The 25,971-nt window shown below is 32.3% G+C and carries 23 protein-coding genes, 1 pseudogene and 1 riboswitch; of the genes and pseudogenes, 5 read left to right on the top strand and 19 right to left on the bottom strand.

Annotated elements, in window-relative coordinates; genetic code table 11:
* Positions 1-84 precede the first annotated feature (84 nt).
* The 8 genes from TETH514_RS05695 to TETH514_RS05665 form a co-directional block, all read right to left on the bottom strand.
* A complete protein-coding gene (locus tag TETH514_RS05695) occupies positions 85-1,059 on the bottom strand; it encodes a LacI family DNA-binding transcriptional regulator (protein WP_003868037.1) in 975 nt (324 codons plus the stop codon).
* An 87-nt stretch (positions 1,060-1,146) separates the two neighbouring features.
* Positions 1,147-2,115 (bottom strand): carbohydrate kinase, encoded by a 969-nt coding sequence (locus TETH514_RS05690; RefSeq protein WP_003870829.1) that lies wholly within the window; start codon positions 2,113-2,115, stop codon positions 1,147-1,149.
* A gap of 66 nt (positions 2,116-2,181) precedes the next feature.
* Entirely contained in the window at positions 2,182-3,657 is a 1,476-nt protein-coding gene (locus TETH514_RS05685; RefSeq protein WP_003870828.1) for a glycoside hydrolase family 32 protein, read from the bottom strand.
* A 19-nt stretch (positions 3,658-3,676) separates the two neighbouring features.
* Positions 3,677-4,504, bottom strand: a complete 828-nt coding sequence (locus tag TETH514_RS05680) for a carbohydrate ABC transporter permease (RefSeq protein WP_003870827.1) — start codon at positions 4,502-4,504, stop codon at positions 3,677-3,679.
* A complete protein-coding gene (locus TETH514_RS05675) occupies positions 4,504-5,394 on the bottom strand; it encodes a carbohydrate ABC transporter permease (protein WP_012268656.1) in 891 nt (296 codons plus the stop codon). The genes TETH514_RS05680 and TETH514_RS05675 overlap by 1 nt, the downstream gene beginning before the upstream one ends.
* Before the next feature lie 74 nt (positions 5,395-5,468).
* Positions 5,469-6,788 carry an ABC transporter substrate-binding protein gene (locus tag TETH514_RS05670; protein ID WP_009052725.1) on the bottom strand — a complete coding sequence of 440 codons (1,320 nt, stop codon included), beginning with the start codon at positions 6,786-6,788 and terminating at the stop codon, positions 5,469-5,471.
* Positions 6,789-7,106: 318 nt separating this feature from the next.
* A complete protein-coding gene (locus tag TETH514_RS12275; RefSeq protein WP_013337644.1) occupies positions 7,107-7,316 on the bottom strand; it encodes a hypothetical protein in 210 nt (69 codons plus the stop codon).
* Positions 7,303-7,647 (bottom strand): DUF6062 family protein, encoded by a 345-nt coding sequence (locus TETH514_RS05665; RefSeq protein ID WP_232195940.1) that lies wholly within the window; start codon positions 7,645-7,647, stop codon positions 7,303-7,305. Before TETH514_RS05665 ends, TETH514_RS12275 begins: the two co-directional genes overlap by 14 nt.
* 87 nt (positions 7,648-7,734) lie before the next feature.
* A riboswitch (Fluoride riboswitch) is annotated at positions 7,735-7,794 on the bottom strand.
* A gap of 165 nt (positions 7,795-7,959) precedes the next feature.
* Between TETH514_RS05665 and TETH514_RS05660 the strand changes: the two genes are divergently transcribed.
* Entirely contained in the window at positions 7,960-9,621 is a 1,662-nt protein-coding gene (locus TETH514_RS05660; RefSeq protein ID WP_009052726.1) for a penicillin-binding protein 2, read from the top strand.
* 23 nt (positions 9,622-9,644) lie between these two features.
* Here TETH514_RS05660 and TETH514_RS05655 read toward each other — a convergent pair whose 3' ends face one another.
* The 3 genes from TETH514_RS05655 to TETH514_RS05645 form a co-directional block, all read right to left on the bottom strand.
* On the bottom strand, positions 9,645-10,952 hold the full coding sequence (locus TETH514_RS05655; protein ID WP_009052727.1) for an ABC transporter substrate-binding protein: 1,308 nt from the start codon (positions 10,950-10,952) through the stop codon (positions 9,645-9,647).
* 96 nt (positions 10,953-11,048) lie between these two features.
* Positions 11,049-11,699 (bottom strand): fructose-6-phosphate aldolase, encoded by a 651-nt coding sequence (gene fsa, locus TETH514_RS05650; RefSeq protein WP_009052728.1) that lies wholly within the window; start codon positions 11,697-11,699, stop codon positions 11,049-11,051.
* Positions 11,700-11,819: 120 nt separating this feature from the next.
* Positions 11,820-13,127, bottom strand: a complete 1,308-nt coding sequence (locus TETH514_RS05645; RefSeq protein ID WP_009052729.1) for an ATP-binding protein — start codon at positions 13,125-13,127, stop codon at positions 11,820-11,822.
* A 565-nt stretch (positions 13,128-13,692) separates the two neighbouring features.
* Between TETH514_RS05645 and TETH514_RS05640 the strand changes: the two genes are divergently transcribed.
* The 3 genes from TETH514_RS05640 to TETH514_RS05630 all read left to right on the top strand — a co-directional run bounded on the left by TETH514_RS05640 (position 13,693) and on the right by TETH514_RS05630 (position 16,554).
* The gene (locus TETH514_RS05640) at positions 13,693-14,274 is read left to right on the top strand and encodes a DUF6431 domain-containing protein (RefSeq protein WP_003870792.1); all 582 of its coding nucleotides are present in this window, start codon (positions 13,693-13,695) and stop codon (positions 14,272-14,274) included.
* A 136-nt stretch (positions 14,275-14,410) separates the two neighbouring features.
* Entirely contained in the window at positions 14,411-15,736 is a 1,326-nt protein-coding gene (locus TETH514_RS05635; RefSeq protein WP_009051794.1) for an IS481 family transposase, read from the top strand.
* A gap of 17 nt (positions 15,737-15,753) precedes the next feature.
* Positions 15,754-16,554 carry an ExeA family protein gene (locus TETH514_RS05630; RefSeq protein ID WP_009051793.1) on the top strand — a complete coding sequence of 267 codons (801 nt, stop codon included), beginning with the start codon at positions 15,754-15,756 and terminating at the stop codon, positions 16,552-16,554.
* Between the two features lie 156 nt (positions 16,555-16,710).
* Here the strand turns inward: TETH514_RS05630 and TETH514_RS05625 are convergent, their stop codons facing one another.
* The gene (locus tag TETH514_RS05625) at positions 16,711-18,072 is read right to left on the bottom strand and encodes a sodium-dependent transporter (RefSeq protein ID WP_009052730.1); all 1,362 of its coding nucleotides are present in this window, start codon (positions 18,070-18,072) and stop codon (positions 16,711-16,713) included.
* Positions 18,073-18,666: 594 nt separating this feature from the next.
* Here TETH514_RS05625 and TETH514_RS05620 point away from each other — a divergent pair.
* Complete coding sequence (locus TETH514_RS05620) at positions 18,667-19,566, top strand: acetamidase/formamidase family protein (protein ID WP_003866662.1); 900 nt, start codon at positions 18,667-18,669, stop codon at positions 19,564-19,566.
* A 217-nt stretch (positions 19,567-19,783) separates the two neighbouring features.
* On the opposite strand, the gene TETH514_RS05615 is transcribed toward TETH514_RS05620, so the two are convergent.
* The 7 genes and pseudogenes from TETH514_RS05615 to TETH514_RS05585 form a co-directional block, all read right to left on the bottom strand.
* On the bottom strand, positions 19,784-20,674 hold the full coding sequence (locus tag TETH514_RS05615; protein WP_232195938.1) for an AraC family transcriptional regulator: 891 nt from the start codon (positions 20,672-20,674) through the stop codon (positions 19,784-19,786).
* Positions 20,675-20,817: 143 nt separating this feature from the next.
* A complete protein-coding gene (locus TETH514_RS05610; RefSeq protein ID WP_232195911.1) occupies positions 20,818-21,267 on the bottom strand; it encodes a glycosyl hydrolase-related protein in 450 nt (149 codons plus the stop codon).
* A 131-nt stretch (positions 21,268-21,398) separates the two neighbouring features.
* On the bottom strand, positions 21,399-22,241 hold the full coding sequence (locus tag TETH514_RS05605; RefSeq protein ID WP_009052731.1) for a carbohydrate ABC transporter permease: 843 nt from the start codon (positions 22,239-22,241) through the stop codon (positions 21,399-21,401).
* A gap of 24 nt (positions 22,242-22,265) precedes the next feature.
* A complete protein-coding gene (locus tag TETH514_RS05600) occupies positions 22,266-23,168 on the bottom strand; it encodes a carbohydrate ABC transporter permease (protein WP_009052732.1) in 903 nt (300 codons plus the stop codon).
* An 83-nt stretch (positions 23,169-23,251) separates the two neighbouring features.
* A complete protein-coding gene (locus tag TETH514_RS05595) occupies positions 23,252-24,625 on the bottom strand; it encodes an ABC transporter substrate-binding protein (protein WP_003866656.1) in 1,374 nt (457 codons plus the stop codon).
* A 205-nt stretch (positions 24,626-24,830) separates the two neighbouring features.
* Positions 24,831-24,965 (bottom strand): annotated as a pseudogene (locus tag TETH514_RS05590) (aldo/keto reductase); the annotation flags it as partial.
* Positions 24,966-25,288: 323 nt separating this feature from the next.
* On the bottom strand, positions 25,289-25,873 hold the full coding sequence (locus TETH514_RS05585; protein WP_003866654.1) for an MFS transporter: 585 nt from the start codon (positions 25,871-25,873) through the stop codon (positions 25,289-25,291).
* Positions 25,874-25,971 lie beyond the last annotated feature (98 nt).

Genomic DNA, 25,971 nt, shown 5'->3' with positions numbered 1-25,971 from the left:
GGGTATATTCCATTTAAGCCAATATTTAGGCCAGCACATAAAATTATACATTTAATTGAATAAAAAAGTCAAGAGAGGTCAAAATTACGTAGTCTCCCTCTCTATCAGAGTTATAGGCAAAATATTTTCTTTTTCCACCTTTTCACCATCTATTTGGCGTAATATCAGTTCAATAGCTTTTCTTGCTATTTCTTTAATTGGTTGTCTTACGGTTGTTAAAGAGGGAACTACCAAATTAGCAACATTTATATCATCATAACCTACAATTTTCAAATCTTGAGGTATTTTTTTATTTAACTCTTTAGCCACACTTATTACAGAAGCAGCGATTAAGTCACTGCTGGCAAATATACCATCAATGTCTGGATGTTCTTTAAAAAGGCCTCTTACTATTTTTTTATATTCTTCTATTTCAAATCTATTTAACTTTGTTTCTACAACAAAATACTCAACATTCTCTTGTGTTGCTACCTCTTTAAACGCTTTATAACGGTTATTAGCCGGTGTATTCAAAATCAATGGTCCGCTTATGTGAGCGATTTTTTTACATCCCTTTTGTATCAAAAGTTTTGTAGCCAAAATTCCACCTTTATAATTGTCTGAAGCTACATAAGGTATATTGGAATAATATCTATCAATTGCCACTATAGGAAGTTTCACATTTAAATATTGCTCTGCTTCTAAGGTATGACTGCCAATAATTATACCATCAACTTGATGTCTTTTCAGCATATCTATATATCCTTTTTCTTTGCTACTATCTTGCCCAGAATTGCACAACAAAATTTTATAACCTTCTTGATAAGCATAATATTCTATATAACCGGTCAATTCTGCAAAAAAAGGATGTGATACATTAGGAATTAATAAACCTATTAAATAGGATTTTTTTCTGTATAAGGACCTTGCTAATTCGTTAGGCTGGTAATTTAATTCTTTCATCGCCTCATAGACTTTTTTTCTCGTTACCTCGCTTATATAACCTCTGTTATTTAAGACCCTTGATACAGTCGTAACAGTAACTCCTGCTTTTTTCGCTACGTCTTTTATAGTTGGCATGTCTATCACCTTCTATTACTACTTTTTGTCTCCTCTTCTATTATACCTTTATCGTAATTACAATTAAAGTCTTCATAATGGCATATTTTACAACGATTTTACACCATGTACTAGTAAATATTTTACCTCTTCTAATGTTGGCATTGCAGGAATTGCTCCTCTTTTAGTTGTGCATAGTCCACCGGTAGCATTAGCAAAGTCAATAATTTTTTCGAGTTCTTGAGTTTTTAATTTATCTAGGGGATAATCTATTTTTGATATATTATAAAGAACTCCTCCTAAAAAAGCATCTCCAGCTCCTGTTGTATCTACCACATTTACACGATATGCAGGTATATGTCCTGTGCCCGATGTATGTCTATAATAGCAACCTTTTGCTCCTAAAGTTACTAAAACTAGTTTTATCCCCATATCAAATAATGTTTTACTGCCATATTCCAAGTTTGATTCTCCCGTCAGAAATTGTAGTTCGTCTTCAGATAATTTCACTATATCTGCATATTGTAATCCCAAAACCATTTCTTTTTTCGCAACAGTTTCATTTTCCCATAAAGGTGGTCTCCAATTTGGGTCATATGAAATAATTTTTTTATTTTGTTTTGCATATTCAATAGCTTTTAATGTGGCACTTCTCGAAGGTTCATCTGTCATAGATAAAGACCCAAAATGAAATATTTTTCCTTTTTCTATTAAATCCAGTTCAATATCCTCTTCTTCCAACATTGTGTCAGCTCCCGGATTTCGATAAAAAGTAAAGCTTCTGTCTCCTTTGTCATCAAGATGTACAAAAGCAAGAGTTGTATTTGCTTTTGTAGTAAATTTTAAACCATCTGTGTTAATTTGATTATTTTCAAGCACTTTTTTTAAAAAATATCCAAATTGGTCATCACCTACTTTACCTATAAAAGCACCTTTTCCTCCTAATTTTGTAACAGCAGTTAACACATTTGCAGGTGCTCCCCCAGGATTCATTTCAAATAGTGTATTTCCATTATCAGAAAACCCTGCAGGAGTAAAATCAATCAGCAACTCACCTAAAGCTATAACATCATACATTATAATCACCCCACACAGATTTTATTTTACACTGTGGTAACGCTCACTTTAAATTTATCAATAAATTTAATCTACAACAATATCCCATTTATTTAAATAATTAATTTTGCATTCCCCTTTGGAATATACAGATATATTTACCGAATTTTTGCTAGGATATATCCTTCCACTCATTACTTTTTCCCAATCATTAATAAATATCTCAACCGAACTTACATCTACAAATACTCTGAGTTTAAGTTTATTATTTTTTAAAGCTACATTTATTTTCCTTTCTCCTTTAGGTCCTATACCTGATTTATTGCGGTCAAATATAAATAATGATTCATCTCTTTTATATGATAAAATAGTTTCTTCATTGTCTCCTTTTCTTATTTTTAAACCAAATTCCTCTGCTTTACCCCCCTCAAACTCAACTTCAAGTTCATAACAGTCACCATATGTGTCTAAGTTTTTTTCTCCATCTATCTTTAAGTTTATAAGCTTATAATGATTTTTTCTGTAGTTTTCTATTTCTTTAATCGGCCTAAAATATAATTTACCATTAACCATTAAAATTTCCCTTGGTAATGTCATGGCTCCAGCCCAATTATGGCCTCTTTCCTGTGTTGGCATAACTTCCCCCCACATATCCATCCATGCAACCATAAGCCTTCTTCCCAATTTATCACTAGTAGTTTGTGGAGCATAAAAGTCAAATCCATAGTCAATCTGTTGATAACCATCAATATCAAACTTAAATATCCCTTTGTTTATGTCTAAATCTCCAATAAAATATATAGATGAGTGAGTACTATTAAAATCATTCCCTCTAGTCTTTATATGTTCTGCAGATACCATCAGTACATGCCTGCCCTCTAATTCAAATAAATCAGGACATTCCCAATTGTAACCTGTGTTTTCATTCCCTCTCGCAAGTATATTTACAAAATCCCAATCTTTTAAATTTGTTGATTTATACAATAATACCTGCCCGTGTCCATTTCCATCATTTGAACCTAACATCATGTAATAATATTGTCCGTTTTTAAAAACTTTAGGGTCTCTAAAATCCTTTTTACTTGCTTCTTCTGGAATTTGTTTTTCTCCAATTACAGGATTTTTACTGTATTTTATGAAATTAATGCCATCTTTCGAGTAAGCCAAATTTTGAACCTGCTTATAATCTTTACTCTTATCAGGTCCTGTATATATGTGTCCAGTATACAGTAAACATAACATATCGTCTTTTTCAATGGCACTACCTGAAAAACACCCATCTTTGTCAAAATCATCTCCCGGCACTAACGCTATTGGAAGATAAGTCCATTTAACCAAATCCTTACTAATCGCATGCCCCCAATGCATTGGACCCCAAACTGCTTCATAAGGGTTGTGCTGATAAAACAAATGGTAATTACCTTTGTAATATATAAATCCATTAGGGTCATTAATCCAACCATATTCACCCATTAGATGGTATTTCAATCTATACTGTAAATTTAATCTACTCTTATTTGCTTGAATATACTTATTTGCATCATTTATATTTCTCAATTCCAATTCTACTACCTCCAGACCTTTATTTTATTGAACCCTTTAAAACGCCTTCTATAATCTGCTTTTGCATTAGTAAATATGCAATTATTACAGGAATTGTAGCTAACATAAGAGCTGCCATAGCAGGCCCATATTCAATCGTGTAAGTTCCATAAAAATAGAAAACAGAAAGCGGTAAAGTTCTCTGCTCTGGCGCCATGAGTACTAAATATGGCAATAGAAAGTCATTCCATATCCACAAAATATCCAATATAGCTATTGTTGTTGTTACTGGCTTCAAAAGCGGAAAAACAATTTTAAAGAAAGTCTGAAGCTGGCTGCACCCATCAATAGTAGCAGCCTCTTCTAATTCCAATGGTATACTCTTTATAAAACCGTGATACATAAATACGGCCAAAGATGCACCAAAACCTACATACATATAAATCAATGCCCATTTGCTATTCATCATGCCGATAGAACCATATATTTTTACAAGGGGTATCATTATCCCTTGGAAAGGAATAATCATAGATGCCACCATAAAAAAGAACATAAACTGATTGAATTTCCACTTTTTTCTTACAAAAATATAAGCAGTCATTGATGACAGCAATGTAATCAAAAATACACTAAAAGCAGTTATAATCAAAGAATTCAAAAAAGCATGTAGATAATTCATTTTTGTAAAAGCATCAATGTAATTGCTTAAATTCAGCACCGACGGAAGCTTGAGTGGGTTTTCTAGTATTTCCTTTCTCTCTTTAAAGGAATTAATTAAAACTATAAAAAATGGAAATATATAAAGTACCAAAAAAATACTTAAAGCAAAAAATTTTATTCCACCAAGTAGGCGATTATTCTTTTCCATCAATTTTCCACCTCCAGCTTTTTGCTAAAATACACTTGAAGCAACGTGACAGCCGCTACCACAAAAAAGAGAAAAAACGCCTCTGCTTGACCAATACCATACTGCTGACTTAAAAAAGCAGTGTTATATATGTGAAGTGATATGAGTTCGGTGCTTTTATATGGTCCTCCATTTGTCAAAGCCAAGTTTATATCGTAAACCATAAACCCTCTTTGTAAAGTCAAAAAAACACTTATAGTAAAAGAAGGCACCATTAATGGAAGTATCACATTTTTTAGTCTTTGATAAGTATTTGCTCCGTCTATACTTGCTGCTTCTAACAAATCTCTCGGTATATTCATAAAACCTGAAATATATATCACCATCATATAACCAGTATACTGCCAGACTGTCACAATCACCAAAGCCCAAAAAGCTTTGTCAGGATCTGACAACCAAGAGCCTGACAAAATTGGTATATTATATGATTTTCCTAAATATACTAAAATGTTTGAAAAAATAAATTGCCATATAAAACCTAACAATATTCCGCCTATCAAATTGGGAGTAAAAAACCCTGCTCTAAAGAAATTTTGGCCTTTTACGCCACTCGTTAACATATAAGCCAAGAAAAAAGCTATGACATTAATTAATATTACTGTGAAAAATACATATTTTAGTGTCAATAAAAAAGATGTCCAAAATACTTTATCTTTAAATACTTGTAAATAATTTGAAAAACCTACAAAAGCATGTGTAGCAGAAATACCATTCCAATCAGTAAAAGTTAAATATATTCCATATAAAAACGGTAGTATTATTACTGTGAGAAAAGCAAAGGTAGTAGGTCCTGCAAATATCAAGTACGTTTTGAGTTTAGCCAACAAAGTTTTTTCTTGTTCCACACTCATATCCTCCTTCACTTTTATATTGAATAACGGATAGACAATAACATTCTATCCGTTATTCAATCAAATCTTACGTATTATTGAACATTTTTCCAATAATTTTCTATTTCATCAATCAAGCCTTTTCTGTCAATTTTCCCTGCCAAATACTTTTGCATTGAAGCTCCTAACTTTGACCAGTGGTCAGGTGGCAATGTAGTCATAAACTCTAAAGTATTACCACTCTTAACATACTGCAAAATAGATTTAGCAAGGGGATCTTGCGGTTGTAAAGTTATATTTTTAAATGCAGGTATAATGTTAAGTTTGTTCACAAGCATGTCTTGACCTGTAGAGCTGTATACCAACCAATCTAAAAATTTCTTAGCTGCATCTTGCTGCTCAGCACTATTTTGTGTTTTATCTATGCCGATAAATTTTGTTACACCTACAGGTATACCTGAATTACCATAGTCATCTGGGTTATTGCTGATTGGTACAGGTATAAAGCCGTATTGTCCATTTGCAGTATCAAATTCTTTTATCTGTGGCCATGCCCAATTTCCCATAAACCAAAATCCAACTTCACCTTTACCAATAAGCTCTGGTCCTCTATCATAAGTCGGAGATAATGGATCATTTTTATCTATGTTGTACTTTTTCATCATGTCAAAAGTATCCATTAAACCGTTAAAAACTTTATTATTTGCTAAATCAACTTTTCCCGCTTTTAAGTCTGATAAAAATTGAGCTACTTGAGCAGGATCTTTAGATTGATCCGCATACGCTATTGAAAGGAAATGTGCGCCTAAAGACCAATCCATTGGAGAAATTTCTAGTGCTTTAGCACCTGTTGCTTCTACTTTTTTAAATGCTTCTTCTAAAGCATCTCTCGTCTTTATAGAACTCGGATCAAAGTTTCCACCATAAGCCTTGTCCAGTACAGCCTTGTTGTAAATAAGTCCATATCCTTCAACAGCAAACGGAAACGCTATAACCTTTCCATCCACTGTAGCTGCATTTAAAGCACCATCTATTGCATCTGAAACCCACTTTTCACTGCTTAAATCTAAGAATTTATCTTTGAATTTTGCTATATCACCTGGATCTAACATTGCCATTGTCGGTGCATTACCAGATGCATACATGGAGGTAACCTTTTCAAAAGGTGACTGACCGGCTGTTGCAGGAATGACTTCTACAGTAATATTCGGATTTTCTTTTGTAAAAGCTTTAGCTGCATCTTCTAATTGAGCCTGAATTTCCCCCTTAGAATTTAGCAAAGTAATTTTTACAGTCTTTGTTGCCGTGGCAGTACTATTACTTTCTCCATTATCGCTGCTTTTTGTACCACAGCCTGCCATGAGCGAAAAAACCAATGCAAACGTCAACATAATGGATAAAATTTTTCTCTTCATGACAATCCCCTTTCTTTGAAATTTTTTTGATTTACTCTTATTATACTTGATTAATTTTTATATGTCAACCGTTTGACATAAATTTTTTGATAAAATGTCAACCGTTTATAATACGGTTGACATTTTTGAAACTTATTAATATTATAATAGATTGGATCTTGCTATTTTGTTAATTTGTTCAACTAATCGTTCTACCTTTTCCTTTTGGGAAGATTCAAATCGTGACTTAAAAACATTAGAGCCAGATATATTAATAGATAAATTTAATAACCTAGTTTCTTCCTCGCTAATGTACGTATTTAACCACGTGTACAACAATTATAGTAGATATTTTGAATGGGACACATCCTCCTTATTTGCCACTCTTGTTTTAATTTTCTCCAAAGAATTTTCAATGATATTTTTTGTTAAAATTGAGAATTTATCTTTGTTTTCTAAAAGAAACCTGTGAGACTCTTCTCCGCCAATCTCTCCAAGAGCCCAAACAATAACCTGTTCAATATATGGGTCCTTTTTACTGCCTTTCAACAAAATCTTTATCAGCCTGTAAAATATCTATCAATATATGCATTTGGTATTTATCTCTTTCACTTAAATAATCACAAACAAGGCATTTGTTTTTTGTTTCTTTTTTCCTTTTTTTCTTTAAAGATTTTCGTTTCTCCGTAATTTGCTGTAATTTATAAGTGACGTTCTCTTTTAATGCGATTGCCAAACCCAATTTATCATATGAATTATTCAATAATTCCAAATGATAATGGCAAAAATTTGTCTCTCTTATTTTGACATACATTTCAGGGTCTTTTAAAACCTCATCTTCAAACAAATGCTCACAATAGGCTTTTTCTTCGTCTTTTATAACCTTGCATATTGGACAACCTCCCTTATATTTTTCAAAAACCTCATCCTCTCTTTTTTGTCAAATAAACAAAAATGGCTTCTACGAAAGCGCGTAGAAGCCATTAGCCTTCACGGCAATAAGGTGAGCTTCATCACCGTTATTTAATTTTATCTCTTATTTATAATTATATATTTTTTATAAGAAAAATACAAGTGAAGCCTCCACCCAAGCAAAAACATTTCTATACTTTTATTTAATTAAATTGCAAAATATCTATGGTATAATTATATTGGATAAACAAAATCTTTATAAAAAGGGGTTAGAATAAAATTGACATCATATGTAAAAAAACGAACATTTACCATATTTATCTTTTTTACTATTATGATTTTCGCCCTTATCGTAAGGCTTATATGGATACAGGGTATAAACTCTGAAAAACTTGCCATGGCAGTCGAAAGGCAAAGTACTGCTGATATCATATTAAAGCCTCAACGGGGCAATATTTATGATGTAAACGGGAATATCCTTGCCTGTAATGTTCCAGCAGGAGATGTATTTGCGGCTCCTAAATTTATAAAAAATCCAGAAAAAGCTTCAGAAGAACTCTATAAATACTTAAATATGGACAAAGACTCGCTTTATAAAATTCTTTCAAATAAAAACTCAGAGTGGGCTGTACTTGGCAGGTCCATTCCTCTTGAAAATATAAATAAAATAAAAAGTCTTAACATACCAGGCATATATGTAGAAGATACTTTTATGAGAAATTATCCCAACGACAAAATGCTATCACAAGTATTAGGTTTTGCAGGAATTGATGGTAATGGTTTGTATGGCCTTGAATACTCTTTAGATAAATACTTGGGTGGTGTACCTGGCCGTGAAATCTCTCTTGTAGATAGAGAAGGTAGAAAAGTAGGAGTTCCAAAGTTTTACAAAGAACCTACAAACGGTGATAATATTGTCCTCACAATTGATTCTGTAATACAAAGTTATACAGAAAAAGCTATAAAAAAAGCATATGAAAAATATAAACCAGAAGATGGCATAACAGCAATAGTTATGAATCCAAAAACTGGTGAAATACTTGCCATGGCTAATTTGCCCGATTTTGACCCAAATAATTGGCAAAATGTGCCTTCAAAGGAATACTGGTCAAACCCGGCAGTGTCAAGTACTTACGAACCCGCTTCAGTATTTAAAGTAATAACCGCTTCTGCAGCATTAGAATCAGCTGTAGTTACACCAGACGAAAAATTCTACGACCCTGGATATTATATAGTCTCTGGTAAAAAAATTAGAAGTTGGAAAGCTTTGGGAGATATAACTTTTTCGCAAGCTATTGAAAAATCAAGTAATACAGTTTTTGTCCAAGTAGTAGAACGATTAGGTGTCGATGCCTTTTATAAATACATACAAGCTTTTGGTTTTGGTACTCCAACAGGAATTGAGCTTCCTGGAGAAGCCAGTGGAATGATCTTGCCAAAGTCAAAGATATATCCTGTCGACCTCGCTACTATGTCTTTTGGTCAAGGAATCGCTGTAACTCCAATCCAAATGATTACAGCTTTTTCAGCCGTGATAAACGGTGGAAACCTCATGGTTCCACATATTGTAAAATATATCGAAAACGGCGATAAAAAAATTAAAGAATATAAGCCTCAAATAGTTAGACAAGTTATCTCTAAAAAAACATCCGATACAATGAGACATATACTTGAAAAAACAGTAACAGAGGGTACCGGCCAAGCAGCAAAAGTACCTGGCTATACAGTAGGTGGAAAAACAGGTACAACGGAAAATTATGCTCCAGGGAAATACGTAGCATCATTTGCTGGATTTGCACCAGTTGAAAACCCAAAAATTGCAGTATTAGTTCTTGTTAAAAATCCAACACAAAATGGTCATATGGGAGGAGAAGTAGCCGCGCCAATAGCACAAGAAATATTAAGAGATACTCTTAGGTATTATGACACAGTAAAAAAGTAAAAAAATAATAATACCCGTTATTTTTAGTGCACCAACTGACTTACACTGTTTTTTATTTCCTCTGTTATATCAAAGGCATTTTTGTTATTTCCTATTCCTTCTTTTATTTTTGCTATCACTGTGTTGTTTATTTTTCTCCATCCGTCAAATTGTGGGATGATATTTGTATAATTAGTAGCTAATTCAATTCTTTTCATTTTGTCATCTTCAGTAACTTTATCTTTTTTAACTGGTACATAACCTAACTCAATCACCTTTTGTTGGTCTTCTGTAAGAAACTTTATAAATTTATACTCCATCTCAAGCTTTTTTTCATCTTTTTCCTTCTTTATGCCATAGGCATATATTTTAGGTGATAATGTCAATGGTATGCCACTTTCCCCTTCGGGGTACATCGCTACATCAAACTCAAACAACTTTCCTTTTGACTGTAAATTTTTAAGCTGTGCTATTTTATAACTTTCTTCTACTAATACTGCAGTGTTTTTAGTAGTAATAAAGTCTTGCCACAACTTTTCCCTCTCTCCCTCAAGTGAAACAGGATTGACCACCTTATATTTATTAAATAAATCCAAAACTTTTTGCACTCCTGAAACTGCTTGAGGGCCAAAAAAAGAATACTTTTCTTTGTCAAAAGCTCTCGCACCATCTAAAAGTAAAAACCCCCATAAATTATAATTATCAGGTGCAAGAGAAATGCCTAATCCATAAAAGTATTTTTTATCCTTTTTACCTTCAGTATAAGTCAATTTTATCATACTATCCACAAATTCTTCGTAATTCCACTCGCCGTTTTCAGGAAGTTTAATTTCTTTTTCATCAAACATATCCACATTTAAAAAAAGCACATTAGTATACATTCCTAAAGGCATTCCATAAATATTGCCTTTATAACTTATAGCATCAATAACGCCTTCCTTGTATTGCTTCTTAAACTCTTCATCTACATATTTATTGATAGGACTTAAATAATCCTTTGAAATAAAATAAAAATCTGCCCCAACAGGTAAAATATCTGGCAAAGAGCCATCTTTAGAAGAGTTAATCAGTTTTTCATATCCGTCTTTGTATGAAAGAGGCTCAAAATCTATTACCACACCCGGGTATTTGTACTGAAATAATTCTATTTTCTTTTTTATAAATTCAAATCCTCCCGGGTCTCCTATTGAAGGATGAGGGAAATCCCAAAAAGTTATTATCCCCCTAAACTCCTCTTCTACCTGATTTTTTTCTTGTATTTGTTCTTTTTCATAAAGATTCATATAGTAAGGCCAATATATAAGAAAAAATATCACTAACAAATATAAGAAAATAGTAAAAGGCTTTCTCACATTAACCACCTCTTACTATCTATATTCTCAAAATTACTCTTAAATAACTTAAAAAGCAGGATAGCTTTCCTAATTCTACCCTGCTTTTTTATCAATTTATATTTTAAGCCCTGCTTTTCTCCAATCCTCTTTGAATCTTTCTATTCCCGCATCTGTCAACGGATGTTTTACCATCTGCATGAGCACTTTATATGGTACTGTCGCTATATGTGCCCCTAGTTTTGCTGCCTGTAAAACATGTATAGGATGTCTTACACTTGCAGTGATTATCTCTGTATCTATGTCGTAATTATTGAATATCGTAACAATATCCTCAATAATCTGCAAGCCATCTGTATTTATATCATCAAGCCTTCCTACAAAAGGACTTACATATGTCGCACCTGCACGAGCTGCGAGTAATGCTTGATTTGCTGTAAATATTAATGTCACATTTGTTTTAATCCCTTCTTTGGAAAGAACATTTACTGCTTTCAACCCTTCAGCCGTCATAGGAATTTTTATTACTATATTTTTATGTATCTTTGCAAGCTCTCTTGCCTCTCTAATCATGCCCTCACTGTCATCACTTATAACTTCTGCACTTATAGGACCATCTACAATTTGAGTAATTTCTTTTACTACCTCAATAAAATCTCTTCCTTCTTTAGCAATAAGAGATGGGTTTGTAGTAACACCTGATATTACACCTAATGCATTAGCTTCTCTTATTTCGTCAACATTTGCAGTGTCAAGAAAAAATTTCATCACTTCATCCCTCCGTTATCAATTTATTTACCTTTATTATATATCTAACTTTAAAAAATTAAAAGCCATGCTTTATATTATGCAATTTTTATTTTATCTTCAAAACAAGCCTTCAAAAACTCAAACAGTATTCTTAGATAACTCATATCTTAAATGGTCTATAAATTGCTTTGCACTTCGAGGCGACCTGCCATTATGCCAAATACCCCATTGCAATGCTTTTTCCTTTAAGAGATTCCATTCAATTTCTATATTGTGCTTTTGAGCTAAACCCTTAACAATTTTTAAATACTCTTCTTGACTTGGAGTAACAAAGGTAATAGTTATCCCAAATCTATCGCTTAAAGAAAGTTTTTCTTCTCTCGCATCTGTATTATGAAGTTCGTTGTCCTCTATATTCTCTGTGACAATATGCCTCCTATTTGACGTCGCATAAATTACTACATTTGAAGGTAAAATCTCTACTCCACCTTCTAATACTGACTTAAGTTCTTTATAATCCGCCTCACTTTCATCAAAAGACAAATCGTCAAAAAACAATATAAATTTCATTCCTCTGTCTTTAATTATATCAAGTATGTATGATAAATCTTTTATATCATTTTTATTAATTTCTATAAGTCTCAATCCCTCTTTGTAAAATTCATTGAGCAAAGCCTTAACAGTAGAAGACTTTCCAGTACCTTTATCGCCGTATAAAAGCACATTATTTGGAGGAAAACCTTTTAAGAGAGCTTTCGCATTTTCTATAACTATTTTATGTTCTTCTTCATATCCTATCAAATCCTCAAAGGTTATAGGGTCAACATTTTCTATTCCTTTTAATTGTCCTGACCCATTTTCTGTAACCCATCGAAAAGCTTTATATTTTCCAAAAATGCCGCAACCGTTTGAATGGTAATAATTTGATAGATATTCAGCAATTTTACCCTCTTTTAGTTCCCATAAATTTCCTAACATGAAAGTGGTATTGTTAACTTTTTCATAAAAAATATTATTAACAGAGTTTTCAAAGTCAGGTAATTCCGTATTTAATAAACTATTTACAGTTTCTGCTATGTTTACATAGCAAAATTCCTTTAAAATCCCTATTTCTTTTTCAATAGTCTTAATAATTAAATTGCTCACAGCATTAAAACCATATTTTTCTGAAATGTGGCTAAAGGGGTTTTCATCATAAGCGATTTCTTCTGCCAAAAAAGTAGGCCAAATATTTTTATGAATCCTCTTTTTAAAAGCATATTCAGTAATACCTTTGTAAAAACTGCTATATTCAGAATAAATAAACTCAATAGAGGGCTCTTCTTTTAAAAGTTCTTGTAAAATTTTAATCCCTTTTCTTATTAAGCTATGATTTGTAATATTTCTATAAATCACTATTTCATTTAACCCGTTTAAAATATTTTTTAATTTTTCTTTATTTCCCAACTGCATCATCTCCTATAACATAGTTTAAAAAATTTCTACTTTATCTCTTTATCTTATTAAATTATATCATAAAAGCAATATTTACTAAAATTTATTGTGTCCTGTGAGATAGTGTCAAGATACTGTAGGATAATTTTTAGCAACAACCCATGAAATATCTTAAATCGTAACTTTTCTGTAAGGCTTGTTTTTCTTAATTTTTCTATATTATATTTTTCATACTTTGAAGTATCACTTTTCTCCCCTCCTGCAATTTTAAAAGGGTATTATCTCATCGTGAGATAATACCCTTTATTTATAATATTTAAACTATCTTTATAGCTTCTTAGAAAAAATTGCTAATACTCCTATGATTGCCAAACCAAATATCATCAGGCTTGTTTGTTCAATAGAGATAATACCCATAATAGCAACAATAGCTATAGTGTCATTTCTCAAATTAATTTAGCCCAAAACCGATAAAATTTTTCAGATTAAATAATCTTGTGATAAAATTAATGCTAAAGGAATTTAAAAAAATTTTTTCAGATTCCTTTAGCATTAATTTTAATTGGAGAGGTTACTTATGCAAATAATTTTCCATGTTGATAACATTGAAGAATATTTACATAAAGGTAAAGATTACAATTTTCCTGACCCACCAGATAGATGTCCTTATCCCGATTGCAAGTGTAGAGTAAAACTAAAAAAGCACGGGTTTTATTACCGTTACTATTTAGATGGACCTAACTGTATAAAAATAGCCATAAGAAGATATATATGTCCTGTGTGTAAAAGAACTCTTTCCTACCTTCCTGATTTCTGTCTTCCCCATTTTCAGTATTCTTTCAATATGATTGTAAAGTCTTTAAAAGAGACACTTACAAGAGAAAAAACTCTCAGTTCTTTCATAAGTGACTTAAAAAGAAACTTTCCCACCATACTATTTTCAAGACAGCATATATATTTTTACACCAAAAGGATAATGAATAATTTAAGTTTTATCATATACGGATTAAGGCAAATAGACCCTTACATAAAGTTATCTGAGACTGACTCACAAAGAGAGAGGGCCAGAGAGATTTTGGACATAATAAGCATTGTACCACTCTTCTCCCAACGGTTTTATGCTCATTGCCAAAAATCATTTCTGGCCTCTCTCACATAATTTTAGCATTAAATCCGAAAGATTTAAATAAAAATTTTGATTTTTTCTTAGCAACATAACTTTTTCCTTTAATGTCCCCCAGGTATGAGCTAAAATTACGATTAAGAAATCAAAAAAGTGAAGGGGGAACATATAAATGCTTGATGAAAAAGCGAGAGAAGCTATAGCATTAAAGAGATTTTCACTGATAAGTCCGGTGCTAAACGGACAGGTAAAAAATCAGAAAGAATATTTTGATGCTCTTTCCGATAAACCTATTGAGATACCTTATCTTGGAATGAGAAGATATACTCCCAAGACACTTAGAGGGTGGCTATATCAGTATTTAAGAGGCGGTATAGAAGCGTTAAAGCCGGGTTATCGAAGCGACAGAGGCAAATACAGAAAGATAAACTTTGAACTTTCAGAGAAAATAAAGCAAAAAAAGCTTGAACATCCTGAAATGCCAAACAAACTTCTTTATGAGACATTGATAGGAGAAGGAATAATCTCACCGGATAAAGTATCCCTTTCGACATTCTATAGGTTTTTGAAAAACATTCCTGTAAAATCTTTAGATAAAGAAAAAGAGGGTAAAACAAAGAGATTTTCCCATGAATTCATCAATGAACTGTGGCAGACTGATGTCATGTATGGGCCATATATTAAAGAAGGTAAAACAAAGAGACAAACGTACCTTATTGCATATATAGATGATGCTTCCAGGCTGTGTACCTATGCTCGCTTTTACTATACCCAGAATTTTTTAGCTTTAAGAGACTCATTTAAAGAAGCAGTGCTAAGAAGGGGAATACCCAAAATGCTCTACACTGACAATGGAAAGATATATAGAAGCACTCAATTTGAATATATATGTGCATCATTAGGTACATCTCTTATTCATGCTGAGCCCTTTTCACCTCATTCAAAAGGGAAAATAGAAAGATTCTTTCATACGGTGAGAATGAGATTTTTAAGCACAATAGATCCTACATCCATAAAGAGTATAGATGAGCTCAATATGATGTTTTTTAAATGGCTGGAGGATGATTACAACCGAAAAGAACATAGCAGTATTGGCATGAGTCCTTTAGATTTTTTCATGTCTCAAATATCAAGGGTAAATATGTGTGGTGACATAGATATGTTGAATGAATGTTTTCTCATAAGAGTAAATCGTAAAGTAAACAAAGATGCCACACTTAAAGTGGAAAATATACTTTACGAAACAGAAGAAAAGTTTAAAGGTATGCGCTTAGAAGTCAGATATGACCCGCAGTGGCTTAAGGATAATACACCCCTTTTACTTTTTCATGAAGGCAAAAAAGTAGGGGAAGCGTATAAGGTAAATTTTCATGATAATGCTAAAATTCCTGTAGAATATATCGAAGACAGAAAGGTTGTAAGCGAAAATGAAGATACTGTGGATTTTGCGGCAAAACCTAATTCCCCAGTAATATCCTTTAATGATATCATTGATTAAAAAAAGAGGTGTTTACAATGTTTACCCAATATTTTGGAATGAAATTTAATCCATTTTCTAAAGAGATAAGTGTAAACGACCTTTACATAAGTGAAGACATTGCTGAATTAAATGCCAGGCTAAAATATTTACAAGAAACAAGGGGTATAGGACTTGTCGTTGGGGAGGCCGGTTCAGGCAAATCTACCGCATTAAGAAAATATGCTGAAAGCCTCAATCGTTCTACATTTAAACCATGTTACTTTGCCCTTTCTACACTCACAGTGAGAGAATTCTATCAAGCATTGGCTATGATTTTAGGCGAAACCCCCTCATACAAAAAAGTAACGCTCTTTCACCAGATACAAAGAGCGATAACAGAACTTTACTATAGCCAGAAGATAACTCCTGTCATAATATTAGATGAAATACAACTGGTTTCTAATGATGTTCTTGAAGATTTGAGAATAATATTTAACTTTAATATGGATTCTCAAAACCCGTATATACTGATACTTTCAGGACAACCACACATAAGAAACAAACTAGCCTTGAATGTAAACAGTGCACTAAGGCAAAGAATTTCTATAAAGTATGTAATGCAAGGGCTAAAAAAAGAAGAAATTCAAGATTATATAAAAACAAGAATGAAAATAGCTGGAGTGATGGATGATATATTTACACCATCGGCATATGAAGCAATATATTCTCTAACAAAAGGGCTGCCAAGGATAATAAATAACCTGGTAACGGCTTCTCTTCTCTATGCGTATTCTAAAAGGCTAAGAGAAATAGATGAAGAAGTAATATACCAGGCACAAAATGAAATCAGTTTATGAGAGTAGTAGCTTTCGCTACTCTCATTTTTTATTATACTTCAATTAACCCAAATTGCCAATAACAGATATTAACATATTTTGGCGGTTATGCTCTTAAAAAGTGAAAAAAATTTTTAATCAGGCTGTGATAATTTGAGAAAAAATACTTTTATGCACTTAAAAAATGCCATTATAATTTGAAAATCTTTGGAGATTTAATTTGAGAATTGACACTATAGCTACTGGAATTACATACTTAATAAGATTGTACCATACGTTAAACAGTGGAAACTTAATAGTTCCACCATTTGTAAGCTCATCCTCAAGGTCCTCCTTCTTAACGACCCAGCCAACAAATATAGCCAGTAACAATCCACCGATTGCAAGGAATATCTTATCTGTTAAGATATCGAAGAAGTCAAATACTCCAACTCCAAGGAATTTTACATCTGACATAACTCCCAATGATAGGGATGAAAAAATTCCTGTAACTAACATAATAGTTCCGGAGATATAAACAGCTTTCTTTCTTTCCATTCCTCTTTCGTCAATCAGATAAGCTGTAACTACTTCAAGTAATGATATTGATGAAGTAAGAGCTGCAACTGTAAGAGCAATGAAGAATATAACTGAGAAGAGAATTCCCAATGCTCCCATTTCAGCAAAGATTGTAGGAACAACTACGAATACCAACCCTGGTCCAGCTGTTGGTTCCATTCCATAAGCAAACACCGCTGGGAATATTGCCAAACCTGCAAGAATAGCAACAATAGTATCCATTAATGTAACTATCAACGCGTTGCTTGGAAGGTTCTCACTCTTACTTAGATAACTACCGTATGTTATCATACAGCCCATACCTAAACTTAGAGAGAAGAATGCCTGTCCCAAAGCTGCAAGAAAGGTCTGACCAGTAACAGCACTAAAATCAGGTTTGAATAGGAATTCAATACCCGCTCCCGCTCCTGGTAATGTTATACTTCTAAGTGCGATTAGAATAAGTAGCACAAATAATGTAGGCAGAAGAATACTGCTTGCTTTTTCAATTCCCCCTGCAATACCTCTGGCAACGATAAAGATATTCATTGCTAAGAATATGCCCATCCAAATCAAAGGCTCCACTGGGCTAGAGATAAAGCCACCAAAGGCATCAGCAATTGATCCTGCATTTGACAGTAGGCCTGTTACAGATTTTACTACATAGGCAAGTGCCCAACCTCCTACAACAGGATAGAATCCCATTATAAAGAAGGCAGTAAGTATACCAAGAACCCCTGCAAAGGTCCAATTTTTGTTAATAGATTTGTACGCTCCAACTGCTGCTAAGCCGGTTCTACGTCCGATAGCAAATTCTGCGATCATGATACTGAGACCGATGACTAATGCGAATACAAAATAAATTAAAATAAATGCACTACCACCGTTTGAACCGGCCATGTATGGGAATCTCCAGATGTTACCAAGCCCAATTGCTGAACCTGCAGCTGCCAGGATAAATCCAATCCGAGAACCCCAACTTTCTCTTTGTCTTTTTTCCATCAAATATTCCCTCCTTAAGTATGTAAATTGCATATTAAATGCAACACTTAAATAAGGATTCTATAAACGGAATAACCTTTTTATTTTTTATTTTTTATTTTTTATTTTTTATTTTTTATTTTTCATTTTTCACCTCATCTCTCTCGTATAATATGATTGTATATAAAATTTCCAGTTAAGGTTTAAAAACTTAAACAGGAAATTTTAAACCTCCAAATAAACTGTTCTTTGATAAATTATAATATGAAATTATAACACAAAATTATTCAACAAGCAACAGCTACACCAACCAACTTTTTTATGCTTATGAGGTTCAATAAGCTGTAACTTTAGTACATATTATCTTTTGTTATAATTATGTGCTATAATGATGATAACAGAAGTAATGAAAGGAATGAAGATAGATGAGCTTAACATTGAATTCACAAAAGTTGAAAATAGAGAAAGTGACAAAAATGACTTTTGGGAGAGTATAATATTCTCAATTAGAAAATAAAATGTTTTTGAAAGCAGTATAACCAAAAAAGGAGTGATTATTTCAAATCACAAAATTGAAAATTAAATCAACACAAATACGAAAGGGGAGTCGTGTAAATGCATTACAAAATATCAAGTGAAAATCACATATTTAGTTTTACAAAAGATAATAAGCCTGTACTATTCGTAAAAGACGGCGATGAAGTAGAGATTGAAACATTAGATTGCTTTTCAAATCAAATCAAGTCAAATGAAGATAAGCTTGAGCAAATGGATTGGAACAAAGTAAACCCTGCAACAGGCCCTATTTATGTTGAAGGTGCAAAAGAAGGTGATATTTTGGAAGTCACAATTAAAAAAATTGAAATAGCCAATAAAGGTGTAGTGGCAACAGGTAAGGATTTGGGCGTATTGGGAGATTTAATGGAGGGACTGTATTCCAGAGTAGTTAATATAAAAGATGGAAAAGTTATTTTTGATGAAAAAGTTTCTCTCTCAATTAAACCTATGATAGGAGTAATAGGCGTTTCACCAAAAGAAGGCAATATAAACTGTGGAACACCTGGTTCTCATGGCGGAAACATGGACACCCTACTTATCAGTGAAGGCTCAAAACTTTACTTGCCAGTATTTGTAGAAGGTGCATTATTTGCTTTGGGAGATTTACATGCTGCAATGGGAGATGGAGAAGTAGGAGTATCAGGTGTAGAAGTGGCAGGTTCTGTTACAGTGGAGTTTAGAGTTTTAAATAATCTCAAACTTTCTAACCCAATGGTAAAAACAAAAGATGTAACAGCAACAATAGCATCAGATGAATCTTTAGATAAAGCAGTAAAGTTAGCTGTTCATGATATGGCAAACTTATTCCGAAGCTTTACTAAATTATCAATAGAAGAGATAGCTACACTTTTTAGCATAGCAGGAAATGTACAGATTTCACAAGTAGTAGATCCACTTAAAACCTCACGCTTTAGTTTGCCAAATTGGGTATTGGAAAGTTATGGAATAGGGGTGTGAAGATTTTTTATTAGAACAATTTGCTATGGATAAATATTTCTATTTATATAATTTTATATAAAAGTATTTCTTTGGACAAAGGTAATAGGATAAATTATCACATAATTTAATTACTGCTCTAAATTATGTAAAGAGCTGGGATCTACTGATTCCAGCTCTTTATGAATTTTTTGAATTCCTCTAGTAATACTTTCACTTTCAATAAAAAAATAAAATATTAATAGTAATACTTCTTAATATTATCTCTATAAAGTCCCGGAGGATATCCTTCTTCTCTTTTAAAAAATTGATTAAAATAATATTCACTAGAAAAACCTAGTCTATTAGCTATTTCTTTAATTGAAATATTTGTATTTTTTAGCATTTCTTTTGCCTCCTGAAGCTTAAGAAAGTTTATTAGCTCTTTTGTAGATTTATTTGTTTTTTCTTTTACAATTCTATTTATCTGTTTAGGACTGAGATGAAGATAATTTGCTATATCTTCTACTTTACGAACATCTGAAATATTATCTTCAATAAATTTTTTTATCAAAGTAAACCTATAATCAGTTTCTTTTAATTTTTTAGGCACAGGATAATAAGAAGATATTTTGTTATCAAAAACCAAGGCACGTGCAGCCATAGTAAGTATCATGACAATTAAACTTTTTATATTATTGTAAAATCCTATTTTTTGTGCATATGCCTCTTGTAGAGCTAATTCGAAATACTTCATTGCTCCATATCGATCTTTGACTGGAAAACATTTTGCTGAGCTTAATATTTCAAAAATAATATCTATTTCAGAGAAAACTTCTTTCTCTGTTTTTTTAAAATCACAATTTATGCTATATTCTATATATTTTTCCCCTATTGAACGTTGCTCATGATAAATTCCCGGTGCTGTAACATAAAATTCACCTTTTTTGACTACAAATTGCTCATCATCAAGAATAACTAGTGAATCCCCTTCCGGAACAAAATGAAATTCAAAACTAGAATGAGTATGTCTTGGTATTTCCCATTCCCCTTCTCTAACCATCACTCTAAACCATAATACATTTATTATAAAATCATCAATAGAAACTTGAATATCCAGTTTAGATAATTCTTCAGAAGCTCTATACATATTCACAAAATGCCACCCCCACAATAGGAGCACTACATATAAACTTAATACATACTTATTCTTATCAAAGCTAAAATTACTTAAAAAAATTTTTTAATTAACGTTATATGTTCATTAATAACTATCTTTTATTCTAACTTATATCACTTAACTTTGAAAGTTTTTATTTCATACGGTTTAAATACGCTACTAAAAACACCATTTTGAATCTTTACTATATCTCCTACAGGTTGTTCCAATAAATCAGTCTCTACCACTGTTTCAGCAAACAATGATATTTTCACATTTCCTACCGTCTCTACTCCATTTGTTTCGTACATCCTCAATATTATAGAATCATCATCTTCAGCTCTTTTTATAGCCGCTATAATGATATTTTCCGGTTCTACTTCTACTGTAGTCATTACATCTCCTAATATCCCTTCATGAGGATCATCATAAAAAGCTTCCAATCTGTTGTTAAATTCATATCCACATCTCGTAGAGCGTGCATTTGTCCAGTTTCCAGTATGAGGATATACTGCAAACTCAATCTCATGTTCTCCTATCTCAGGAAGCGGATCAGGAAAATAAGAACTTCTTATTAAAGACATGCGCATAGTATCACCTAAAAAATCAAACCCATAATAGTAAATTCTAAAGCTAATATATATTGACGTAGATTTGATTTTAATTCATTGGATGATACATACATAATTCCCACCTCTACTTTTGAACCTAATTTTTATTCTTTCAAACCTGTCAATTTTATACCTTCTATCAAATATTTTTGAGCAAATGCAAAGAAAATGATAGTGGGTACCACGGAAATAGTAGCTGCTGCCATCATCCAATTCCAATAAGTACCATATCTGTCTAGAAACTGAGGAAGCCCTAGCGCAAGAGGATATTTACTTTCATCGGTTAAATATATCAAAGGTCCTAAATAGTTATTCCACGCACCTATAAAAGTAAACAAGGTTATCAAAAATAATACAGGTTTAGCAAGAGGTAGCATTATTCTTGTATAAATTTGTAATTCTGATGCCCCATCAATTCTCGCAGCATCTAGAAGTGAATCAGGTATTGTCATAAAAAATTGTCTTACAAGGAAAATACTCAAGGGATTGCCAAAGAAACTGGGAATTATGAGTGGTAAGAAAGTATTTATCCATCCAAGTTTTTTAAAAATTAAAAATTGAGGTATCATAGTAACTGCAAAAGGTAGCATTATCGTGGATAACACAATGTAAAAAAGTATATCTCGCCCTTTCCAATTAATTTTAGAAAAGCTGTAAGCAACTAACGGAGAAGAGAAAAGAGTACCGACTATTACTCCAGTAGTAATTATTACACTATTTTTGAAATATCTCCAAAAAGGAAAATATTCTGTGGCTTTTTTGTAATTTTCAAAAACAAGAGGAATAGATATTATCTTTGGTGGAGACGCATAAAGATCTTGATTCGCTTTTAAAGATGTTGTTACCATCCAAAGAAGTGGAAGCATGTATATAAAAGTTACTAATATCAATAATAATCTTGTCATATTGGTATGAAATATTTTTTTTATTTTCAGATTTTTAAACATCGCTATTGAAATCCCCCTTTTTAACTATTTTTCACTACCACCGTAAAAAGTCCATCTTGCGGAAGTTTTAAATATTAAAATGGTAAGAATAATTGTTACGATAAATAATATCCATGCCATTGCAGAAGCTATCCCCATATGTAAATACCTAAACGCATGTCGGTACAAATACATTACATAAGACAAAGAAGCGTTAGCTGGTCCTCCACCTGTCATTATTTGAGGCAAATCAAAAATCTGCACTGCTCCTATCGTAGCAGTAATTAAATAATAAAGAATAGCAGGTGACATAAGAGGTAATGTTATCTTCCAAAAAGTTTGCCAACCAGTAGCTCCATCAAGCATAGCAGCTTCATATAAATCTTTTGGTATATCATTTATCGCTGCCATAAATATTAAAGCTGTTCCTCCTGCTCCCCATTGTGAAAGAAGCACAATAGTAAATTTAACCCAGTTCTCATCATTTAACCACATAGGTCCATTTATTCTGAAAATAGACAAGAAACCATTTACAAGACCGAAATATGGATTAAAAAAAACCAACGAAATAACAGCAAGAGCATAAACCGGTACAATACTCGGCAGATAAATTAAAGCCCTATATAAATATTTTTCTTTCAATGGTTGTACTAATAATAGTGCTAATATTAAACCAACAATAAGTCCGAGAGGAACTAATCCCGCAGCGTAATATCCTGTATTATAAAAAGCTTTTAAAAACAATTCATCTTTGAACAAATTAATATAATTTTCTAAGCCTACCCATTTTGGGGGTGTTGCAACATTATATTCTGTAAAACTGTAATAGAAAGAAGCTACTATTGGATAAAAAGTAAAAATTAAAAAACCTACTATCCAAGGTAATGCAAATAAAAGGCCAGTTATGTTATTTCTCATTTCTAACGATAATTTTTTTGTTTTAAACATTCAATATTGAGCCTCCTTTTCCTTACTTTCCTCAGCCTTGCCCTTTACAAAAAGCAAGGCTGAGGTTAAAATATTTATCCTTTTTATTCACTCAGAGCTTTATCAAGTTCTTTTTGAACTTTCTCTTGTGCTTCTTTCAAAGCCTGTTGAGGTACTTTTTTACCATAAAGTGCGTCATCTCTAGCCCTTACTAACTCATCCCAAACAAGTGCTCCTACTGGTACAACAGGGCGGCTGTGAGCATTGGGGCCATTTAAAAGTTCATAAAACAATTTTTGATCTGGATCTTCTTTTACAACCTCCAATGTACCTTCTTTAATTGCAGAAAAATGAGCAGTATCTTTGGCATATTTTATAGCACCCTTTGTAGCCATCCATTGAATAAATTCAGCTGCTTCTTTTGGATGTTTTGCACCTTTTGGAATAACTAAACTCCAACCTCCTGCCCAAGTTGAATCTTTTTCCCTACCTCCAGGATATGGTATTGGAGCTATTCCCCATTCACATACTTTAGGATCTGCAAATTTTCTCAGCGTGCTCAAAAACCAGTTACCATCTATCCTCATAGCTTCTTTTCCCATCATAAATGGATCAACAGGCTCTGCTCCTCCACCATCCCCAAAAGCAGCAAAGAAAGAATCAATATTTTTTATTCCATATTTATCAGCATAGGTTTTCTGCCATTCTAGTGAAGCAACAATCTTAGGATCATCTGCAAAAGTAAATTTTTTGGTTTCATGATCATAAAATTTTCCTCCAAATACCCAACCCCAAGTGTAAGGCCATCCTTGACCACGCCAAGGAATAAAACCTATTTGCAAAATTTTTCCCCCTTGCACTTTCGTGAGTTTGTTAGCATATTCATCGAGTTCTGATATAGTTTGTGGTGGTCTTTCCGGATCTAATCCTGCTTCTTTAAATAATTTTTTATTATAATATAAAACACGTGCATCAGTATCCCACGGAAGTGCATAAAGTTTTCCTTTATAAGTTGCTTCTTCAATTGCAAAATCGAAAAATTTACTCTTTAAGTCATCAATATTTGTACCCAATTGTGTTAGATAATCTTCTAAGGGTTCTAACATGCCTGCATGAGCTCTTTGTGCTACTGTAAATCTATCAAGATAATAAACGTCAGGTCCTTCCCCTGCTGCAACAGCTGTCATTAATTTCGTTGCATCTGTTTCGTCACCTGGAACTAATACCGCTTTTACTTCAATGTTCGGATGTTCTTTGTTAAACATTTGAACTGCTTCTTCAATAGACTGTCTATCAGTCACTACCTTCATATTATGCCAGAAAACAACTTCTACTTTCTTTTGTGAAGTTTCTGTTTGAGGCGCTGGAGCTCCTTCAGATGACTGGGAAGTTTTTTGTCCTCCACACCCTGCCAACATTATCGTGAGTGCAAAAACAATAACTACCATCAACGAAAGATACTTTTTTGTTTTACCCACAACATTCATCCCCCTTTTTATTTTATTCATATTTGCTATTGTAGAACCACAAAATTGTTTAAATGGTTCTACTCTCTATTTCAAAGGAATTCCCTTTTTTAAAAATAGGGATCCTTTGAAAACAAATTTAGAATTTTTTTATTTCATATATTCATACTTGATTGTTAACTTTTTATTTAAATTTTTATAATGAATTTAAAACCTAATAGTTTACACCTCTTTCTATAGCTTCTGCTACAATTGAATTAGCTTCCTTTTGCTCTAAATTCATAACAACTATTCCACTTATACCAATTATTGACAACATTTCTCCTGTCTTACCTAATATTCGTTTTGGAATCATACAACCTCTCACCTTTTTTGTATTTATGCATTTTTTAAACGTTTTTATAATTCTTCTTATACTTTATATCTAGATTGCTATTATTAAATGTGTTTTCTTTTTAAACTTTACCGGAAAGCATTTCTTATTGATTAGCAATTGTTAGAAACTCTTTTTACCTAGGGATAATTATTGCAGTAGTTGTATGTTATCACATAGGGTTTAAATAGGAGGTCAGACGCTCAATAAGGATATGTTTTTATTCTTTTTTATTATTATAAATGTACTATAAATTTTATAAAATTCTATTCCAGGACATTATTTTAAGTTTTTGGGACATTTCAAATGTGATCAACATTTGCTCTTTTGTCGTTTTCAATAGAATTGGCCCAACAAGTTTCCAAATAAGGTCCTATAACAGCAATTGATATAGATCCTAAAAAAATACTAACCAATAAAATAACAAAACCTTTTGGTGGAACAAACAAAAATATAAGATTGGAGAAAGTAAACAAAACCATACCAGCAAGCAAAACTTTTTTGTTATCTTTATTACTTAATCTTGGAAGAGTTATGTACATTGTTATTAAAGTTATAAATGCTCCTATCCCAGGAAACAATGCTATAAACTTATCTTCTATTTGAAGGTAAGACGTTAAGTACAAATTGTAATAGGTAAATCTCAATATATTCTGAAAATTGTTCAGTACTATAATTATTAATAAAATCAGATTGTTTTTATGAGTTATAATGTAATTCAATGAAACTATATATCCAATTTCTTCTGCAGATAATCCACTTCGATTCATGTAAAGAATTTGATATGTCATAAACATATTTATTGGTATCATAAAAAGCGGTTCTAATATTATACTTATTTGGGCATTTCTATTCATCATTATAAAATTGGAATACAATTCTTTCATTTTATCCCACCTTCCTAAAAAATATAACATCAAAATAAAAATTTTACAGAACCCTAACCCACAGGTTCTGTAAAATTTTTATACGAAAAGTTGGTTAT

The organism is Thermoanaerobacter sp. X514 (genome assembly GCF_000019065.1).
Taxonomy (GTDB): Bacteria; Bacillota; Thermoanaerobacteria; order Thermoanaerobacterales; family Thermoanaerobacteraceae; genus Thermoanaerobacter; species Thermoanaerobacter pseudethanolicus.
The sequence above is the reverse complement of the archived record's forward strand: the minus strand, read 5'-3'. Positions and strand labels throughout refer to the sequence as shown.

Bases quoted from the DNA above. Each gene is read 5' to 3' on its own strand.
- TETH514_RS05695 (WP_003868037.1), bottom strand. From the start codon at position 1,059: ATGCCAACTATAAAAGACGTAGCGAAAAAAGCAGGAGTTACTGTTACG.
- TETH514_RS05690 (WP_003870829.1), bottom strand. From the start codon at position 2,115: ATGTATGATGTTATAGCTTTAGGTGAGTTGCTGATTGATTTTACTCCT.
- TETH514_RS05680 (WP_003870827.1), bottom strand. From the start codon at position 4,504: ATGGAAAAGAATAATCGCCTACTTGGTGGAATAAAATTTTTTGCTTTA.
- TETH514_RS05675 (WP_012268656.1), bottom strand. From the start codon at position 5,394: ATGAGTGTGGAACAAGAAAAAACTTTGTTGGCTAAACTCAAAACGTAC.
- TETH514_RS05670 (WP_009052725.1), bottom strand. From the start codon at position 6,788: ATGAAGAGAAAAATTTTATCCATTATGTTGACGTTTGCATTGGTTTTT.
- fsa (WP_009052728.1), bottom strand. From the start codon at position 11,699: ATGAAATTTTTTCTTGACACTGCAAATGTTGACGAAATAAGAGAAGCT.
- TETH514_RS05640 (WP_003870792.1), top strand. From the start codon at position 13,693: ATGCAAATAATTTTCCATGTTGATAACATTGAAGAATATTTACATAAA.
- TETH514_RS05635 (WP_009051794.1), top strand. From the start codon at position 14,411: ATGCTTGATGAAAAAGCGAGAGAAGCTATAGCATTAAAGAGATTTTCA.
- TETH514_RS05630 (WP_009051793.1), top strand. From the start codon at position 15,754: ATGTTTACCCAATATTTTGGAATGAAATTTAATCCATTTTCTAAAGAG.
- TETH514_RS05625 (WP_009052730.1), bottom strand. From the start codon at position 18,072: ATGGAAAAAAGACAAAGAGAAAGTTGGGGTTCTCGGATTGGATTTATC.
- TETH514_RS05620 (WP_003866662.1), top strand. From the start codon at position 18,667: ATGCATTACAAAATATCAAGTGAAAATCACATATTTAGTTTTACAAAA.
- TETH514_RS05615 (WP_232195938.1), bottom strand. From the start codon at position 20,674: ATGTATAGAGCTTCTGAAGAATTATCTAAACTGGATATTCAAGTTTCT.
- TETH514_RS05610 (WP_232195911.1), bottom strand. From the start codon at position 21,267: ATGTCTTTAATAAGAAGTTCTTATTTTCCTGATCCGCTTCCTGAGATA.
- TETH514_RS05605 (WP_009052731.1), bottom strand. From the start codon at position 22,241: ATGTTTAAAAATCTGAAAATAAAAAAAATATTTCATACCAATATGACA.
- TETH514_RS05600 (WP_009052732.1), bottom strand. From the start codon at position 23,168: ATGTTTAAAACAAAAAAATTATCGTTAGAAATGAGAAATAACATAACT.
- TETH514_RS05585 (WP_003866654.1), bottom strand. From the start codon at position 25,873: ATGAAAGAATTGTATTCCAATTTTATAATGATGAATAGAAATGCCCAA.